Source organism: Providencia vermicola (genome assembly GCF_010748935.1).
Lineage (GTDB): Bacteria > Pseudomonadota > Gammaproteobacteria > Enterobacterales > Enterobacteriaceae > Providencia > Providencia zhejiangensis.
Genome location: NZ_CP048796.1, coordinates 242,963 through 259,836 on the forward strand (window position 1 = coordinate 242,963; position 16,874 = coordinate 259,836).

Consider the following 16,874-nt stretch of genomic DNA (forward strand, 5'->3'; position numbering starts at 1 on the left):
GAGCATGATTTTGACTTGTTGTGAGTGATTTTAACTTAATCTGACTTAAAAGAGTGCCATTATGAAAAAACAGACTGTTGCATCCTATGTCGCGAAGGTCCTAGAAAATGCAGGTGTTAAGCGTATTTGGGGCGTTACTGGTGATTCACTGAATGGTTTAAGTGATAGCTTACGCCGTCTTGGCACAATTGAATGGTTAGGCACTCGTCACGAAGAGGTTGCGGCATTTGCAGCGGGTGCTGAAGCACAAATGACTGGTAACCTTACAGTTTGTGCAGGTTCATGTGGACCCGGTAATATGCACCTGATTAATGGTTTGTATGATTGCCATCGTAACCGTGTACCTGTATTGGCAATTGCGGCACATATCCCATCAAGCGAAATTGGTAGCAACTATTTTCAGGAAACACACCCAACAGAGTTATTCCGTGAATGTAGCCACTACTGTGAGATGATCTCTAACCCTGAGCAGCTTCCCCAAGTGCTTGGCATTGCTATGCGTAAAGCAATTCTGGAAAAAGGTGTGTCTGTGATTGTATTGCCTGGTGATATCGCGTTACGTGACGCACCAGAAACCGCTAATGATACATGGTATCAGCCGCAAGCTCCGTTGATCATGCCACAAACGTCTGAAATAGCTAAATTAGCGGATGCACTGAATCAATCAGAAAATATTACACTATTCTGTGGTGCGGGATGTGCAGGGGCACACGATGAAGTGGTTAAACTCGCAGAAACATTAAAGGCACCTGTCGTACATGCCTTGCGAGGTAAAGAGCATATTGAATGGGATAACCCATATAGCGTTGGGATGACAGGACTCATTGGCTTCTCATCGGGTTACCATGCGATGATGAATGCGGATACCGTTGTCTTACTCGGCACTCAATTTCCATACCGCGCATTCTACCCACAAGGGGCTAAAATTATTCAGATCGATATCAATGCGGGCAGCTTAGGCTCTCATTGCCATATTGATATGGGATTGATCGGTGATATTAAAGCGACTTTGACAGCCTTACAGCCGCATTTAACAGTGAAACAAGATCGCCACCATTTAGATAGCGCATTAAAACATTATCAAGAAGCTCGTAAAGGCCTTGATGACCTAGCGAAACCGGGGCATGAAGATGTGATTCATCCACAGTATTTGGCTAGTCGAATCAGTGCACTTGCAAATGATGATGCTGTATTCACGTGTGACGTCGGTACACCAACGGTTTGGGCTGCACGTTATTTAAAAATGAACGGTAAGCGCCGTTTAATTGGTTCGTTCAACCATGGCTCAATGGCGAATGCAATGCCACAGGCAATGGGGATCCAATCCGTCGATAAAACTCGTCAGGTCATTACAATGAGTGGTGACGGTGGCTTTAGTATGTTGATGGGGGATTTGTTATCGCTAGCGCAAATGAATTTACCGGTAAAAGTGATCGTTCTGAATAATAGTGTTTTGGGCTTTGTTGCGATGGAGATGAAGGTCGGTGGCTTCTTAACTGAAGGTACAGACCTCCATAATCCTAACTTTGCTGCTGTGGCTAACGCCGCCGGTATCAAAGGAATTCGTGTTGAGAAAAGCGAAGACGTGGATGCGGCATTGAAAGAAGCATTTGCACATGATGGCCCTGTTGTGGTCGATGTGGTGACTGCAAAACAAGAGCTCTCTATGCCACCAACCATTAATCTGCAAGAAGCTAAAGGCTTTAGTTTGTATATGCTGAAGGCGATTTTAAGCGGTCGTGGTGATGAAGTTGTTGAACTCGCGAAGACAAACTGGATACGTTAATGCATCTATCGCTTTGCTGTTAGATTGACCATTTAAGCCAACCAACCTTAGCCGGTTGGTTGGTATTTATAGGCCATTAATATCCTGCCGCAGATTGGCTACGCCATAAGTGTGCTGCCACTAAAGCACGCCATGGAGTGAACTCCTCAAGCCATTTTTCAGTTTCTTTCGCTGTAGGTTGCGTTTCCATACCAAGTAGTGATTGCAAGTTGCGCCTAACAGCAACATCGCCATGCAATGAGCCATCAAGATAATTAAAACCACGTAACAAGGCATAACTTACCGTCCATGGGCCAATACCTTTTAGGCTAACCAGTTGGCTGGATAATTTTTGTACCTCTTCAGCGTTGATTGGTGATGTGAGGTCGATGTGATGATTTAAGAGCGCTGCACATAGGGCTCTGAGCGCCGTCAATTTACTGGCCGAAAGCCCTGTCTGCCGTAGTGTCAGATCATCGACCGCAGTCACTTGTTGTGCATCTGGAAAACACCAAATTCCAGATGAATGCCTAGACCCTGTGGCTTGAATAAAACGCCGGCGTATTGCGATTGCCGCGGTAACACTAATTTGCTGACCGATAATAGCCCAAATTAAAGCTTCAAATGGGCTAGTCGATTGATAGATGCGCAGGCCTTGTTGTTGTTGAATTAATTTACCAAGAATGGGATGAGATAAATATTGTGCTTCAAATTGTTCGACCGCTTGTTGTAATCCAAGCATGTGCTTGCCTACCTCAACCAATTTTTGTTCGCAAGGTTGCGTTTCCCCCTTATCTATTTCAAGACTCATCGTGGCTTGATTGCCATCAATAGCAATGAGCAGCTGAGCAGGGGAGCGATCCCACAGTATGCCTTTACGTAATAAGTTTCCCTCAACAATTTCTGCAATATTGTGTTGGTCCCGTAAATGGAAGGCAAAAAAATCATCTGCCCGAAAATGGGAAGGCAAACGTAGTTGGGTGGTTATTTTTTGCATCACATAGGCCTTATCGGTGTCATTTTTGTCATATGTAGGGAGGCAAGCTGCATTTATTATTCAAAACCATTTTGGCATTTTAAATTTGAATTTCAAAGGTGATCTCTTAGCAAAAAAGAGTTAGATTTAAATCAAATATGAGTTACGCTTCAGCTGCTTTTGTTGTCTATAAATGAAAAGCAAGGATGTGATGATGAATGAATTAGAAGAACGCTCTACACAACGCGATGATCATAAGGTATTGAGTCAAAATACGCCTAATTCGCCTTTAAACGATAACAGGGAACTTAAACCCGCGGGCTTTGGTGGGTGGTTGATATTACCAATGTTGGGGATCATTATTTCTCTTTTTTATCTCCCTTATACATTTTGGCGTTCATATGCGGCAACATTTGAATATTGGGGACTTTTAACGGATCCTCTTTCTCCTTCTTTTATGCCAATGTTCAAAGAGCTTATCTATTTTGAAGTACTGGGTAACATAATTGTTTATGGAACATTGTTATTTTTATGTTATCTCTTTTTTACTAAAAAGAAATTAACGATAAAAGTCATTATTTTCTTTTATGTCTTTTCTTTAGTCTTAGTCATTGCCGATGTTATTCTTGTGAAAGAGCTTCTTTCCGTTCCTGTCGATGACGATGACACCAGAAATATTATTCGTGCGATGAGTGCCTGCGCTATTTGGATCCCTTATTTTTTGAAATCTGTTAGGGTAAAAAATACCTTTGTGAATTAAATCATCAGTCAATATTAAAGTGACTAACGAGAGGGTGCATGATTGACTGTAAAAGAGTTTATGATGCTGTCTCACCAAGCGATGGTTATCGTGTGCTGATTGACCGATTATGGCCAAGAGGAATTAAAAAGACAGATTTGCAATATGATGAATGGAAAAAAGAAGTGGCTCCGTCTAATGAGCTGCGAAAGTGGTTTCATCAAAACACCGATCAGTTTGATAAATTCGTTGAAAGATATCAGCAGGAACTGAATGATAATCCATCGGCATGGATACCACTGGTCGAAAAAGCTCAGCAAGGTAATCTAACATTACTGTATAGTGCTAAAGATAAGCAGCATAATCAGGCACTGGTCTTAAAATCATATCTAGAAACAGCGCTAAGTCATAAAAAGAAATAAGGTTATTAATAAGATGGATGTAAATCAGCCGGCGACTTCAACGGCTCCTCAGAAAGCACCACTTCAGGGAATTGGTGGATGGCTTATTTTTCCTACGATAGGTTTGTTTTATATGCTGTATCAAACCATCATGATGATGCTGTTCGATATTAATCAAGTCAAATTAGCTTGGCATCTTGCGACTAATGTCAATTCTGATTTTTATGTCAGCGGATTTTCAACGGCCTTTTATTTGCTACAAATGAGTCATGGCATATTGATTGTCTTGTTGTTGTGGACTTTTATTGCCGCGTTAAAATGGCGGAAAAGTGCAAAGCTGCTTTTCATTATTTCTATGCTATTTTATATCGTAATGATTATTGCCTCGCGTTTTATCTTTCCTAGCGTTTTTGGTTTGGAAATTAAATATAGCTATATTATGAATGTGGCAAATAGCAGTTTTTATTGTTTGATTTGGATACCTTATTTTTTAGTGTCTGAAAGAGTTAAACAAACATTCATTAAGTAACCACAAGCTTATAGGCTGCCCGTTGGCAGCCTTACACGCTTATTAATCTGAGAGCACGAATTCATTTGTGATCCCACAGTTCTCGACAAAGGTGTCATCATGGGACACCAAAAATAAGGTTCCCTTGTAATCACTGAGCAATCCCTCTAATAAGTTCTTTGAATCTAAATCGAGATGGTTATCCGGTTCATCGAGTAGTAATACGGCTGGTGGAGTAGGGCTATGTGTTAGAGCCAATAGTGTTGTTTTTAGCTGTTCACCACCACTGAGATGCTTTATAGGTTGCAGTGATTTATCACCTCTGATCCTTAACATACCCAATTGCGTTCGCCATTGTTCAATGGTAAATGCAGGTTGATAATTATGCAGCGCTTCGGCGGCGGGTAAATCTTTATTCAATAAATTAAGATGTTGATCAAGATAGCAAAATGCAGGATTGATTCGATATTCACCTGATATGGCTCGTATTTCTCCTGATAATATTTTTAATAAGGTCGATTTCCCACTGCCGTTGCGTCCTTTAATGTGCCAATGTTCTCCCGTATAGGCCGTGAAGGAAAGTGGCGTGGTATGCCCATAAGGTAATTGCAATTGGGAAGCAAAAAGGGTGACTTTGCTGCCATCAGGTTGGTAATTTAGGGTCATCTTTTGTTGTTTGCTATGAATTTGTTTATCTTGGGTTTCCTGTAATTGCCCTTGCAAATAACTCATGACACGTTGGTGCCGTTCAGCGACATTGGATTGCCTTTTCTGTGCACGATTGGTTTTCATATCCAATAACAGCAGAGATTGGGAACCGCTATAACGAATCTTCTCACCTTGTTTACGACGCTGTTCCGCTTTTTGTATCGTGAGGTGCTGTTGACGTTTTTCTTGGCGGATTTGGTGATCGAGTCGCTCTGTTTTGGCTTCAATCGCGGCCATGGCAAACTGTTTTTGCTGCTCATAAAGCGCAAAATCCCCCCCGTACTCATGTAGGCCTTTATCCGTTAATTCAAAGATGGTTTGCATCTGCCCCAGTAACGAGCGGCTATGGGTGATCACTAAAGACCCAGCCTTATGTTCAGCTAGCTTGTTGCTTAACCATTGACGCCCTTCATGATCAAGATGGTTATCGGGTTCATCTAAGAGTAAGAAATGATTTTTATGGAGGAAGGCACGACATAGCGCTAGGCGTGTGCGTTCACCACCACTAAGATGATTAATAGGCTCATCTACCATAATGGGTAATTTGGCCGAGTCTAACAAGCTTTGCCACTCAGCGGGTAGGTGCCATTTATCGTCTAATAGCTCAAAATCTTCCATCGTCGCATTCCCTGTATCGACGCGTGTGAATGCATCGACTAATGCACTAACGCCTAAAGCATCCGCAATAGAATTCCCTTCAAGGCGAGTCAACTGTTCTACATGAATAAAAGGCATCATCCAATTGATATGACCTGTTGTGGGTATCATTTGTTGGGCAAGCAAGCGCATTAATACGGATTTTCCTTTGCCATTATTCCCAATGAGTGCATTTTGTTGGCACTGCAAGGTTCCGCTCAGAGGAGAAAACAGCGCATTTTGGTTAAATTCGATATTGAGTTGTGAGAAATGACAAGCAACCGTCATGTGTACCTCCTGAGTACAGGGGGCAGACAATACAACATAGTGCGTTCATTTCACGAAATGAGGGGCTGAGCGATTATTGTCTGCCAAAATCAGAAAAAGTTATACCGTTAAGGTATCTGTAAGCATTTTCTGGCAGATCTCAAATCATCGTCGGGGAATACCTTTAGTGAGGTTGAAGGAAAGTAACGTCATTATTTAATCAGACTAAATAGCTTTAAGCAACTGATAAAATACAATGATATTCACGACATAAAAAAGAAAAAGCCGGTCAGCGATAAACTGACCGGCTTTGACTGCATTGCCAACGAGATTTTTACAATTGTTTCTTATGACGCAATTGTGACCGGTTGAGCCGCTTTCATTTGCTCTGCCAGCCATTGTGCGATGCGCTGTTTTTCACTTTCATTCAGCCACATGCCCAATTTGGTACGACGCCAGATGGCATCATCTAATTCAGTTACCCACTCATGCTCGACTAAGTAACGTAGTTCTGCTTCATACAGGTTATGGCCAAAGGCTTCACCTAGGTCAGTGAGTGAGTTTGCACCCTCTAAGATGAGTTTGCTTTGGCTGCCGTAAGTTCTCGCAAAACGTAGTGCAAGGCCTTCAGGTAACCAATCATAACGTTGACGGAGTAAGCGTGCGTAACCATCACGATCACAACCTTCAATGTCGCCACCAGGCAAGACACCATTTTTAGTCCATGCAGCACCTGCATTTGGATAATAAGGCGTCAGTTTCCCAACCGCTGCTTCTGCTAACTTACGGTAAGTTGTTAATTTACCACCAAAGACAGAGAGCAATGGCGCTTGACCATTTTCATCGTGAATATCTAATGTGTAATCACGAGTAATGGCTTGTGGAGAGTCAGACTCATCGTCACATAATGGGCGAACGCCTGAGTAATCCCATACGATGTCATCTTTGCTTAACTGTTTTTTGAAGTGGTCATTATAGACTTTCAGTAGATAAGCGACTTCATTGTCATCAATGCGCACATCTTTTGGATCCCCTTTATATTCGACATCGGTCGTACCGATAATGGAGAATTCATCCATCCAAGGGATCACGAAAACAATACGATTGTCTTCGTTTTGTAAAATATAGGCTTGAGGCTCGTCATGCGCACGTGGTACGACAATATGGCTACCTTTAATAAGGCGAATGCCATAAGGTGATTTCAGTTTCAAACCATCGTCAAAAAATTCTTTCACCCATGGGCCTGTCGCGTTAACTAAGCCTTTAGCTCGCCATGTTTCTTTTGTGCCAGTCAGAAGGTCTTCTGCCTCAACAACCCATAGGCCGTTTTCACGGTAGGCTTTAGTTACTTTTGTCCGCGTACGAACTTCACCTTTTTTACGTACCACTTCTTGAGCGTTTAGTACAACTAAACGCGCATCATCGACCCAGCAGTCAGAATATTCGAAACCTTTATTGAGTTCAGGTTTGAGCACTGAATTTTGACCAAACTTCAATCCTTTACTACCCGGTAAACTGGTACGTTTGCCTAAATAGTCATACAAGAACAAACCGATACGGATCATCCAAGCTGGACGTAGATGAGGTTGGTGCGGCAGACGGAAGCGCATTGGAAATGCGATATGTGGCGCAAGTTTTAATAATACTTCACGCTCAGCTAATGCTTCGCTGACGAGGCGGAATTCGTAATGCTCAAGATAACGTAAACCACCGTGGATCAGTTTTGAACTCGCAGATGATGTCGCACTGGCTAAGTCTTGAGCCTCAAGCAGCAATACAGATAGTCCACGGCCAGCGGCATCTGCCGCGATACCAGCGCCGTTGATACCGCCGCCGATTACAATCAAGTCTTTAGTTTCCATGCATCCCCCTGAGATGTTCGAAACAAGTTCTATAATGTTCGTTTTCGCTCATTTGATTGTAATCAAAATTGGCTAATATGCCAACTACTAACCAATAAAAAACAACAACTGCGTGATAAAGATAACAAAACAGTCTCATTAACCATAATAATAGTGTGTTTATTTTTACAAAATGAACATGTTCGAGCATTAACGAAAGATCGTCATTGGGTGAGTAATCGTATGAGAGGCAAAGAATAAGTCGCTTGAAAGGCGACAGAGATTCCAAAAAGGTTCAGAGAGATGCAGACTGCTGACAAACCTATTATGTTTGGCGGCAAGTCGAATAGGTTTTGAAAATAAACGAGAAAATCAATTTATTGATTTTCGGCTGATAACACAAAGCGGGAAAAACTACGCTTTTATCCCACTTTGTCAACAACCTCAGATGGTCGCTTAAGCCACCATCTGGAGGCGTGATTTAGCACAGTTCTAGTTGTACATTGTGTTGCTCAATGACTTTTTGAATACTGTCGGGGGGGAGTTTATCGGTAAATAAGTAGTCGATAAGGTTCATGTTACCAAGGTTGACCATCGCATTACGGCCAAATTTTGAATGGTCTGTCACTAACATGACACAGCGTGAATTTTCAATAATGGCACGTTTAGTGCGCACCTCATGATAGTCAAACTCAAGTAATGAGCCATCCATATCAATTCCACTGATACCTAAGATGCCGTAATCCAGCCTAAATTGGGAAATAAAGTCTAGAGTCGCTTCACCTACAATACCACCATCTCGTGAACGCACCTCGCCGCCTGCTAAAATCAAACGAAAATCTTCTTTTGGCATGAGGAGTGTTGCGACATTCAAATTATTCGTCACGACTCGGAGGTTTTTATGATTCACTAACGCATGCGCAACCGCTTCTGGGGTTGTACCGATATCGATAAATAAGGTCGCACCGTCAGGTATCTGGCTCGCGACGCGTTGTGCAATCCGCGCTTTTTCATTTGACCACATAATCTTACGGTCATGGTAGGCCGTATTGACAGAGCTAGAAGGCAACGCGGCACCACCATGGTGGCGCTGGATTTTGTTTTGTTCAGCAAGGTCATTGAGGTCACGACGGATCGTCTGAGGGCTAACCTCGAAATGTTCGACAAGCTCCTCAGTGCTCACATAGCCCTGAAGGCGAACGAGTTCAATGATTGCATCATGTCTCTGGGTCTGTTTCACGGTGTTAGCCTCTAATTATATATGTTCTATCTGGAGCTCTGGTGTTTAAAAGTATGCCTATTATCCCATATTCCCATCAATAATCCGATAATTAACCCTGAGATATGTGAGGCATTGGCGATATCGTTACCTAGAACACCTAAGTTACCTAAAAAGAGCCAGACGATGACAAAAATCATTAATCCCCGAGGGGCACTTACTTCTTTTTCCGGTTGACGCTCACCCGTTAACCAAGCATAACTGATAAGAGCATAGACCACACCGGATAACCCACCAAAATTAGACTCACTGTACAGAGATTGAGCCCAATTACAGAATAGGGCAGAAACGAGAAAAATGGTGAGCAGTTTTCCAAAGCCTAATCGACGTTCAACCTGACTGGCTAAATACCACCATAAAACCAGATTAAAAACGAGTTGGGAAAGTGAAAACTGAACGAATACAGGGCTAAACCAGCGCCACAACTCAAATTGTTGATCTTCTCTTGGCCATGCAAAATAACGCAATACATCAAGGTGTTGAGTCATATCTAGCCAAAAATAGACCCCGATGCAGATGAGTATTACAGCGATGGTTAAAGGGCCTGATTGCGCTTTTAAGTTCGCGAGTGTCAGGGTATTGCGATATTTAAACCCTGCTTCTGTAGTGCCTGTTTCCCAACTTGCTGCGATATAACGTGGATTTGTCGGGTCTTGCAAAAAACGCTCGAGTTCATGTTGTACTTTCGCTAGGTGCTCTTCGTCATTGAGCCAAAGTTCAACTTGTTGCTGTTCTGGGACTGTGTGTATTTTTAATGGAATATGTTGGCTTGCCATATAATCGACAAAAGCCTGAGCCATTCTGGGATTTTCGAATGAAACAACGTGGATCATGAATGGATGTTCTCGCTTAGAGAGCCGTGACGGCTTGTGGATATTCCCTTAACCAAGCTTCGAAACCACCGTTTATGCTATAAACGGATTCGAAACCAATATTAATCAGATACTGTGCAGCGCCTTGGCTACTATGACCGTGATAGCACATCACCATGATAGTTTGTTCATAATCAGTTTGTTCTAGGAAGGTGCTCAGTGTTTCATTGGTCAAATGATAGGCGCCACTCGCGTGACCCGCACGAAAACTTTGTGGATCACGAACGTCCACTAATATTGCGGAGCCATCAACCCAATGTTGGTATGCCTGTGCAGGCGTTAGCGTCTCAAATTGTTCCATAACATACCGGATAGTAAAGGTGGTTTAATAATAAGAGACACCCGCAGTACAATACGGGTGTCGTAAAAACAGGTTAAATCGCGTGAACATTTAGTAGAATGAGTGTTCACCACGTTGGTGTTCAGTCAAGTCTTTCACACCTTTCAACTCACCTTCAAACATTTTCAGAAGTTCTTTTTCAATCCCTTCTTTTAAGGTGACATCAACCATAGAACAACCGTTGCAACCCCCACCAAACTGTAAAATAGCAAAGCCATCATCGGTAATTTCCATCAGTGATACGCGACCACCATGGCTAGCCAGTTGTGGGTTAATTTGTGATTGTAAAACGTACTCAACACGTTCGATAAGTGGTGCATCATCAGCCACTTTACGCATTTTTGCATTAGGTGCTTTAAGTGTGAGTTGTGAACCTAATTGGTCAGTCACGAAATCAATTTCAGCGTCTTCTAAGAATGGCGCACTGATTTCATCAACATAAGCCGATAAAAGCTCGAATTTCAGCTCTTGGTCTGTTGCTTCAACAGCGTCTGGTGGACAGTAGGAGACACCGCACTCAGCAGAAGGTGTACCCGGGTTAATGACAAATACGCGAATTTGGGTTCCAGGCTCTTGATTTTCCAGTAATTTGGCAAAATGAGCTTGTGCTGCTTCAGTAATATTAATCATAATCATTTGCTCAATAATAGTTGACCGCTTTAGTTGGTTATAATACGCCCATTTGCCCCCTTTCTACAAGGTGCGACACAGGGACCAAGCCTGTACTGTCTGTACACCCGCACAAATCAGCAATTGTGCAGCGGCTTGCATGGTGGCTCCTGTCGTTAATACATCATCTAAAATCGCGACTCGCTGACCTGTTATAGGCCTCGTCAGGGTAAATGCACCATTAAGATTACTGTAGCGGTATTTACGTTTTAATGTTATCTGAGTCAGTGTATCACGAGTGCGTAATAATGAATTTCTTGAATAGGTGATATTTAACCATTTGGATAAATATTCGCCAATAAAGGCAACATGGTCAAACCCACGAGACCACAGGCGTTTAGAGTGTGGTGGGATTGTCAGCAGTAAATCAGGTTTAGGCCAAAGTGATTGACGATAGCCATTTAGCCAATGTAAGGCATAGATCTTTGCAAGGGTAAAAGCCAGCTGAGGTTGTGGATGAAATTTATAACGATGGATTAACTTTCTCAACGGGGCTTGATATGGGCTTACCGTAATCAATGTATGCCAAGCGGGGGGATGCTTCAAACAGCGGCCACACATGATGCTGCCTTGTTCGGTAGGGAGTGCGCAACGATGGCAGCAATTAGGCATTGACGGCAAGTGCCTTATGCAAAATGAACAGATTCCTTGGTCAGCTAATTTTAATGGCTGTTGGCATAGCCAACAGGCACCTTGCATTGCTAGCATAGACATATTCCTGTGAAAAAAGAGAGTGTAACCATGACACAACTGTATTGGGAGACAATTGGGGAAGGTTCTCAAGATCTTGTGCTGCTGCACGGATGGGGGTTGAATGCTGAGGTATGGCGTTCAATTATTCCGCGAATCGCCCCGCATTTTCGTTTACATCTGGTTGATATGCCGGGTTATGGCCGTAGCCAAGGTTTTGAGGCGATGGATCTACAAACAATGGCCAATACGCTGTGGCAAAATGCCCCCGAAGGTGCTATTTGGCTGGGCTGGTCTCTCGGCGGGCTAGTTGCTAGTCGTATCGCACTTGACCATCCATTCCAGATAAAAGGGTTAATCACTGTCGCTTCATCTCCCTGCTTTCAAGCTCATGCGAGTGATTGGCCGGGAATAAGATCCGAAGTATTAGTTGGGTTTGAACATCAATTAGCAACAGATTTTCAGCGCACAGTCGAACGTTTTCTGGCATTACAAACATTAGGAACAGAGAGTGCTCGTAATGATGCTAGGTTACTTAAAGCCATTGTTACCGATCAGCCTGTGCCTAAAGTAGAGACCCTCAATGCCGGATTGGAGATGTTGCGCGTTGTCGATTTACGCGATGAGTTAAAACAGCTCACAGTTCCGTTTTTACGCCTTTATGGTTATCTCGATGGACTCGTGCCACGCAAGGTAGCTGCCTTATTGGATGATAGGTATCCCAACTCTCCTTCCGTAGTGATGCGTCACAGTGCGCATGCGCCATTTATCTCCCATCCAGATGAGTTTTGTGAATACTTACTCGATTTTTTGGCGCGTTTAGAAGGATAAAGCCGTAGGAGCAGTGGTCAAAAGACCACTGACTAGCGATAACAAACAGGTTATGAACTAAAAAGACTGTCATAAGAGGGCAGTGGTGCAGGCGTATGGGAGGCGTTTGACTCCCTCATCACTAACTCGCTTGGGGGAGCCGATGGTTCAAAGGGGAATGGAGGAGCAGAAGGTTCAAAAGCGGTTGCATGCCGATTGAACGATTGCGGTTGGTTGACCGATGGACGAATGTGATAAAACTTTTTGTATTTCAATGTGTCAATTGAAAGGCCATGTTGATGGCTATAGGTTTTGGCTTTCGTGATTAGGCTATTCAAAAAGGTATCTAAGTTATTGAAGGTCTTGATGCCCACATTAGGGTCAAAGAGTGTAAAAAGGGGGGTATCCTTTTTAGGATCCTTACGAATATAACCCGCTAAGGTATCTTCACCGATAAAAATTTGTATCCCCGTTTCTTTACGGCTGGTTTCGGCAAGCTGGGCGTCTTCACGTAGCATATTCTCAATGTCTACGGGAGCGCTGATTTGAAATAAATAGGTTAACGTTGTCTTGCTTTCTGCGTTTAAACCATTTTCTTTCATCGATTGATCATACTGTTTTAATTTAGGGCAGCGCATTTGCTCTGCGGCGATATTAAGACAGGCTTGTATTAACGCATCATTAGGCTTTCGAACCAATTCTGCAAGATTACCAACAACACTATTTTCCAGTTTTTCAAAGAATATGTGGCTTAAAGAGGGGGGTAATTTATTAACGTTGTGCAGTACTTTAAATTTTAGTGCTACGAAATATTGATATGCTAATTGATGAACTCTGTCATTATACTTTTCAAAATGTTGGTGTTGCACGAATGGATTATGCGGGTTACTCGCATCCGCTCTTTTATGTTTTATGAGTGACTGTTCGGGGGTTAACGCTTTACCCTCAATCTTAGCGGAACAGGAATAGTACTCTTGATAGCGTTTTATTTTATCTAATGGTTTCTGAGTTTCGAGTATTTTTTGGATACTTGCGGTCATTAACTCATGAGAAATAGCCGTTTTACTTTGTGACCTGCCATCAGATTTAAGATAATTTTGAGCATGAGATAATAAGTTAATATAACTATTCCCTTTATTTTTGACTGAGGTGATCAGGAAGTAAGCGGTAAGTCCTTTACTTAAGTTATATTGTGCTTCTGGTGGGATCGTTTGGTTCTGTTGGCGAAAGTAGTTTTCGGTGTGATTTACAAATAATTGTTTATCAAAGTGTGGCATAAATACATCCTCTTTTTCATTGAATGAGTTGATGTATTTTAGTGATCAGCTTGATGAAAACTTTAAAAAAGAGACAATGCTAAAATATTATTGCTCTCTCAATAATCTGTTATTTGATTTTATAGATAGGGTGTGAACAGCCGGTACTTTCGGGGCAACCTTTACAACTTGTGCTGGTTAAACAAGCACTAACATCCACTTTTTCTAATTTTCCCATCGCGACTAACTTTTCCAACATGGCTTGCACCATAGGTTGAGGCGCATGGGAGTGTTTACAGAGTAAGTCAATGTCAGCTTGCCCATACAGTGCAATTAAGTCTCTGATTTGTAACAAGCTGACCATGATTAACCCCTTAGTGACACGTTTTGCCTGAGCAATCGGAACATGATTTAGCGGTAGCACTGGCTAAATTCAGAGTGACTCGACTGCGCGCTCGGCGTAATAAGGCAAAGAGCACCATATTAAATATAATGACTGTAACAATGGTTATTAAGCTACTTTGTGGATGCAGGCTGAATGTCGCGGTTTGGTAAAACAGAGCCGCTAAACTGTAAGCGACATTGAGTCCCCATAAAATCGAGAAGCTCATCCAGCTTTTATTGGTTTCTCGCGCAATGGCTCCCATAACCGAAACACACGGGACATACAGCAACACAAAGATGAGGTAGCTGTATGCCGCGATGTCAGAACCAAATTTAGCCGCCATGGTTCCCATCGAACCGGATTCCATTTCGCCATCACCTTTACTGGCTTCGATAGGATTTGAAAGGGCACTTAGGGTAAAGGTCTCTTTCAAGCTATCCCATGTTTCGACTACTGCATCTTCAAGTTCTGCTAGCAAATCAAATGACTCAGCATCGAAAGGTTCTGCCGTAATACTTTCCGCGGTATACAGGGTGTTTAAGGTCCCCACAACGACCTCTTTTGCCATTGCCCCCGTAATTAAGCCCACTGTGGCTTGCCAGTTATCTGTGTGCACCCCAATCGGTTGTAAAACAGGCGTGATCACTTTACTGACGGAAGCTAAAGCAGAGTCATTAATATTATCAACGGGTTTGCCGGATAAAGAGAAACTATTCAAGGCACCAATAAACATACTGGCGATAACGATCACTTTACCTGCACGAACCACAAATCCTTTTAAGCGCTGCCATGTTTGGATCAATAAGGTTTTAAGGTGTGGAACATGATAAACCGGTAGTTCCATGACAAAGGGGGAAGCTTCACCACGCATGAGTGTATGTTTGAGCAGGAGGCCCGTTAAGATAGCCACCACGATCCCCAAAATGTAGAGTGAAAAAACAATACTCGCCCCATTTTTACCAAAGAATGCCGCCGCAAATACGGCAAAAATTGCCAAACGTGCACCACAGGACATAAACGGTGCCATGAGTACGGTAATTAAACGTTCACGTGGTGCATCCAGTGTACGCGCCCCCATAATAGAAGGAACGTTACAACCAAAGCCAACAATCAGTGGTACGAAGGATTTACCGGGTAGGCCTAACGCTTGCATTAACCTGTCCATCACAAATGCGGCGCGAGCCATATAGCCTGAATCTTCTAAGACTGATAAAAATAGGTACATCATACCGATTTGCGGTACGAGTGGGAGAACGGTATTAATACCTCCACCAATCCCTTGGGCGAGGAATACTGTTAGCCAATCAGGGAAACTAAAATAATCACCAATCCATTGTATGCCATGAATAAAAATTGCTTCTGAAGCCCCTTCAAAGAACGGTTGTAGTGCACCGCCAATATTAATGGCCAGAACAAACATCAGATACATGACAAATAGGAAAATCGGCACCCCAAGCCAACGATTTAAAATAATTTTATCCAGTGACTGAGTTAATTGATTAGGTTCAGCAGCACTATTGTTTATCGCTTTTTCACAGATAGCGGCGATGGATTGATAACGCGCATCCGCTATGAGCAGTTCAGGTTCTTCATTTAAGCTATTTTTTAAGTTTTGCTGAGTAGCATGTAGTTGTGCTTCTGTAATATTTGCACGTTGGCGACTATAAATATCACCTTCAAGAATTTGCAACGCCAGCCAACGACGCTGCTGTTGACTGAATTGTTGTGCTGAAATTTGTTCTGATAATGTATCGACCGCTTGTAATAGCGCCGCGGGATACTCAACCAAGGCTGTCATGTTATTTTGCGGGTGATTATCAATAGCTTGTTTGAGCTTATCAATACCCGTTGCTCGAGTTGAAACTAAAGGAATAACAGGGCAGCCTAATTGTTGCTGTAATTTTTCCACATCGATTTCAATATGTTGGCTTTGTGCGATGTCCAGCATATTCAGCGCCACAATACAGGGCACGCCTAATTCAACTAATTGTAATGTCAGATAGAGATTACGCTCTAAATTAGAGGCATCTACGACGTTGATGAGCATATCGGCTTCACCGCTGAGGATAAAATAGCACGCGATTTGCTCATCCAGCGATGTTTGCTCAGAAATCGTTGTTAAAGAGTAAGTCCCCGGTAGGTCGACTAACTCAATATGATGTTGCGTTGTATTAAAGCGCCCAACCTTTCTTTCGACAGTCACCCCTGCCCAGTTACCAACACGTTGGCGAGACCCTGTTAATTGGTTAAACAGTGTGGTCTTACCTGCGTTTGGATTGCCAATTAGACCGATAGTTAATGGTTTCATAGTGTTTACCAGTAATAAAAATTTAAGATAACGACCTGGTGCAGTAATCCGTGATGTTAGGTGGCTGTGGTTTCGTCAAGGTTAAGTAACGCTAAATCTTTTTTGCGTAATACAAGACTCACTCGATGTGTTTCGATTTGAATCGGATCACCGAAAGGAGCACAACGCACCACCTTAAAGATAGAGCCGGGTAATAGACCAAGTGAAAGCAATTTTTGTCGGTAAGCGGGGCTTATCTGTGGTGAGAAACCGAGTATTTTGTAGCTATGTTGAGGAAGTAATGACATAACGCCTTCCGTTTATCATGAGTAGTAATGATAATTATTAAAAATATAATTTTTTATGGATCAAAAAAGACAGTAAGTAGTAATAAATCTAATTAATAATGAGAATTATAATCATCAACTATTCACTATATTTAGCC

General features: G+C 42.5%; 17 protein-coding genes. 5 read left to right on the forward strand and 12 right to left on the reverse strand.

Annotated elements, in window-relative coordinates; genetic code table 11:
• The first annotated feature begins 61 nt into the window (after positions 1–61).
• A complete protein-coding gene (poxB, locus tag G3341_RS01035) occupies positions 62–1,786 on the forward strand; it encodes a ubiquinone-dependent pyruvate dehydrogenase (protein WP_154622234.1) in 1,725 nt (574 codons plus the stop codon).
• Positions 1,787–1,862: 76 nt separating this feature from the next.
• Here the strand turns inward: poxB and G3341_RS01040 are convergent, their stop codons facing one another.
• Complete coding sequence (locus G3341_RS01040; protein WP_154622233.1) at positions 1,863–2,762, reverse strand: DNA-3-methyladenine glycosylase family protein; 900 nt, start codon at positions 2,760–2,762, stop codon at positions 1,863–1,865.
• Positions 2,763–2,955: 193 nt separating this feature from the next.
• Between G3341_RS01040 and G3341_RS01045 the strand changes: the two genes are divergently transcribed.
• Genes G3341_RS01045 through G3341_RS01055 form a run of 3 tightly spaced genes read left to right on the forward strand, consistent with a single transcriptional unit; the run spans position 2,956 to position 4,410 of the window.
• On the forward strand, positions 2,956–3,501 hold the full coding sequence (locus tag G3341_RS01045; RefSeq protein WP_154622232.1) for a DUF2569 domain-containing protein: 546 nt from the start codon (positions 2,956–2,958) through the stop codon (positions 3,499–3,501).
• A 38-nt stretch (positions 3,502–3,539) separates the two neighbouring features.
• The gene (locus tag G3341_RS01050) at positions 3,540–3,902 is read left to right on the forward strand and encodes a DUF488 domain-containing protein (RefSeq protein WP_154622231.1); all 363 of its coding nucleotides are present in this window, start codon (positions 3,540–3,542) and stop codon (positions 3,900–3,902) included.
• 13 nt (positions 3,903–3,915) lie between these two features.
• Positions 3,916–4,410, forward strand: coding sequence for a DUF2569 domain-containing protein (locus G3341_RS01055; RefSeq protein WP_163860520.1), 495 nt, complete (start codon positions 3,916–3,918; stop codon positions 4,408–4,410).
• Between the two features lie 42 nt (positions 4,411–4,452).
• Here G3341_RS01055 and G3341_RS01060 read toward each other — a convergent pair whose 3' ends face one another.
• The 7 genes from G3341_RS01060 to G3341_RS01090 all read right to left on the reverse strand — a co-directional run bounded on the left by G3341_RS01060 (position 4,453) and on the right by G3341_RS01090 (position 11,709).
• The gene (locus G3341_RS01060; RefSeq protein WP_163860521.1) at positions 4,453–6,021 is read right to left on the reverse strand and encodes an ATP-binding cassette domain-containing protein; all 1,569 of its coding nucleotides are present in this window, start codon (positions 6,019–6,021) and stop codon (positions 4,453–4,455) included.
• Between the two features lie 326 nt (positions 6,022–6,347).
• Positions 6,348–7,862, reverse strand: a complete 1,515-nt coding sequence (gene glpD / locus G3341_RS01065; RefSeq protein ID WP_163860522.1) for a glycerol-3-phosphate dehydrogenase — start codon at positions 7,860–7,862, stop codon at positions 6,348–6,350.
• A gap of 460 nt (positions 7,863–8,322) precedes the next feature.
• Positions 8,323–9,081, reverse strand: coding sequence for a DeoR/GlpR family transcriptional regulator (locus G3341_RS01070; protein WP_163860523.1), 759 nt, complete (start codon positions 9,079–9,081; stop codon positions 8,323–8,325).
• 26 nt (positions 9,082–9,107) lie between these two features.
• The gene (gene glpG, locus G3341_RS01075) at positions 9,108–9,953 is read right to left on the reverse strand and encodes a rhomboid family intramembrane serine protease GlpG (RefSeq protein WP_154622227.1); all 846 of its coding nucleotides are present in this window, start codon (positions 9,951–9,953) and stop codon (positions 9,108–9,110) included.
• A 16-nt stretch (positions 9,954–9,969) separates the two neighbouring features.
• Complete coding sequence (glpE, locus tag G3341_RS01080; RefSeq protein ID WP_154622226.1) at positions 9,970–10,293, reverse strand: thiosulfate sulfurtransferase GlpE; 324 nt, start codon at positions 10,291–10,293, stop codon at positions 9,970–9,972.
• 90 nt (positions 10,294–10,383) lie between these two features.
• Complete coding sequence (nfuA, locus tag G3341_RS01085; RefSeq protein ID WP_154622225.1) at positions 10,384–10,962, reverse strand: Fe-S biogenesis protein NfuA; 579 nt, start codon at positions 10,960–10,962, stop codon at positions 10,384–10,386.
• Between the two features lie 63 nt (positions 10,963–11,025).
• Entirely contained in the window at positions 11,026–11,709 is a 684-nt protein-coding gene (locus G3341_RS01090) for a phosphoribosyltransferase family protein (RefSeq protein WP_154622224.1), read from the reverse strand.
• 33 nt (positions 11,710–11,742) lie between these two features.
• On the opposite strand from G3341_RS01090, the gene bioH reads away from it, so the two are divergent.
• A complete protein-coding gene (bioH, locus tag G3341_RS01095) occupies positions 11,743–12,522 on the forward strand; it encodes a pimeloyl-ACP methyl ester esterase BioH (protein WP_154622223.1) in 780 nt (259 codons plus the stop codon).
• 50 nt (positions 12,523–12,572) lie between these two features.
• Here bioH and G3341_RS01100 read toward each other — a convergent pair whose 3' ends face one another.
• From G3341_RS01100 to feoA, 4 genes are all read right to left on the reverse strand, one after another.
• Positions 12,573–13,778, reverse strand: coding sequence for a hypothetical protein (locus tag G3341_RS01100; RefSeq protein ID WP_163860524.1), 1,206 nt, complete (start codon positions 13,776–13,778; stop codon positions 12,573–12,575).
• A gap of 109 nt (positions 13,779–13,887) precedes the next feature.
• On the reverse strand, positions 13,888–14,121 hold the full coding sequence (locus G3341_RS01105) for a FeoC-like transcriptional regulator (protein ID WP_154622221.1): 234 nt from the start codon (positions 14,119–14,121) through the stop codon (positions 13,888–13,890).
• A 10-nt stretch (positions 14,122–14,131) separates the two neighbouring features.
• Entirely contained in the window at positions 14,132–16,450 is a 2,319-nt protein-coding gene (gene feoB, locus G3341_RS01110; protein WP_163860525.1) for a Fe(2+) transporter permease subunit FeoB, read from the reverse strand.
• Between the two features lie 56 nt (positions 16,451–16,506).
• Complete coding sequence (gene feoA / locus G3341_RS01115) at positions 16,507–16,737, reverse strand: ferrous iron transporter A (protein WP_154622219.1); 231 nt, start codon at positions 16,735–16,737, stop codon at positions 16,507–16,509.
• Positions 16,738–16,874: the final 137 nt, after the last annotated feature.